Genomic DNA, 1,355 nt, shown 5'->3' on the forward strand with positions numbered 1-1,355 from the left:
TTCAAATCTTTAGATCTCATTTTATATAAATTTTTTGTGCGGATTTTTCTATAGAACTTCGTGCAAATCTCTTCATTCACCTCATTATTTACTAGATGTTCAAATTCACTCAAAATTCAACCTACAAAAACTCAACTTTAATGTTACAATACAGTGATTTACTCAATTTCAATTGGACTTCAAAAGAAATGAATAGATTGTTATTACTTTTTTTATCTTTAAATATTAGTCTTTTTTCTTCCTTAGCTTTTTCTGAAACAAACACATTTCAAATGAAACAAGAATATACCCCTCCTAACTTTAATCAGCATAAGAGCATGCTTGCAGTAAACGCGAATTCTCAAGAACATAAATTTAATGGGCAACCAAAAGAGTTTTCTAATTCGACTCCAGATCATCAAAATGTAGATTTTTTTGAAATTGCAAAACAATATCAAGAAAAGGAAACTAAGCCATCTTACTCTACTGAAGAAACAGTCAATATGAGTGATCATGAGCGTAGTCTTTACTACATTAGAAATCATGATAATGTTGGCATTCAAAGAGAAATTAATGGTCAGCAGTTTAAATCGCTAAAACAACAGCGCGATAAAGGCGTGATTTCAAATGATGTATATAAAGAAAAAGTCTACAAGATCTTAAGCCAACCTTCTTTTAAATAAGTTAAAAGCCCTCACCAGAGGGCTTTTCTTTAAGCATTAAAGTCTTAGCCAATTTAAGTAAGCATCGACATAAAATATTCTAATAACTTATCTCTTTCATCGATCTTATTCGCACTTAAAAGCTGAACCATGGCCCCATCAATCACAAATAAAAACATGTAAGCGTCTTCAAGTGTAGCGGTAACTTTTACGGTTAAAATCAGCTTATAAATTTCTTTAATTAACCATTTTCGATAGTCACTGACGATTTTGTAGGCTGTGGGATAAACCTTTTCAATTTCAAAAATGGCTTTAAACTGTAAATGATAAAACCCCTCTAAATCAGCATGTAAAAAGAAGATTTTCTTTAACTTATCGAACACCATAAGTTCACGGTACGAATGGATAATCGAAAATACTTCATCTTTTAACGCATCTTTTTGAAAAGTCAGACACATCTCAATAAGTTTTTCTTTAGATGAAAAGCAGTTATAAAAGGTGGCTTTGGGTATTTTGGCATCGCTAACAATTCGGTCTACACCGACATTATTAAAGCCATATTGATTAAATAAATTTCTTGCCGCGTGTAGCACTCGCAGTGCTTTAAATGATGCTTCTAAAGTTGGCATAGAGATACCGTTTAAAATAATTTTTTGTTGTATATAAATGAGATAAAAATGCCGCCACTCTTAAAATGAGTGCTAAAAACAGGCA

General features: G+C 31.5%; 2 protein-coding genes. One reads left to right on the forward strand and one right to left on the reverse strand.

Features of this window, described 5'->3' with window-relative positions:
• Positions 1 to 140: 140 nt before the first annotated feature.
• Entirely contained in the window at positions 141 to 662 is a 522-nt protein-coding gene (locus NL42_RS18410) for a hypothetical protein (protein WP_461313850.1), read from the forward strand.
• A gap of 53 nt (positions 663 to 715) precedes the next feature.
• Here the strand turns inward: NL42_RS18410 and NL42_RS18415 are convergent, their stop codons facing one another.
• Complete coding sequence (locus NL42_RS18415) at positions 716 to 1,270, reverse strand: TetR/AcrR family transcriptional regulator (protein ID WP_461313851.1); 555 nt, start codon at positions 1,268 to 1,270, stop codon at positions 716 to 718.
• Positions 1,271 to 1,355: the final 85 nt, after the last annotated feature.

It is taken from the genome of Acinetobacter sp. GN11 (assembly GCF_054823985.1).

Coding starts and splice junctions, on each gene's coding strand:
- NL42_RS18410 (WP_461313850.1), top strand. CDS start 141: ATGTTACAATACAGTGATTTACTCAATTTCAATTGGACTTCAAAAGAA.
- NL42_RS18415 (WP_461313851.1), bottom strand. CDS start 1,270: ATGCCAACTTTAGAAGCATCATTTAAAGCACTGCGAGTGCTACACGCG.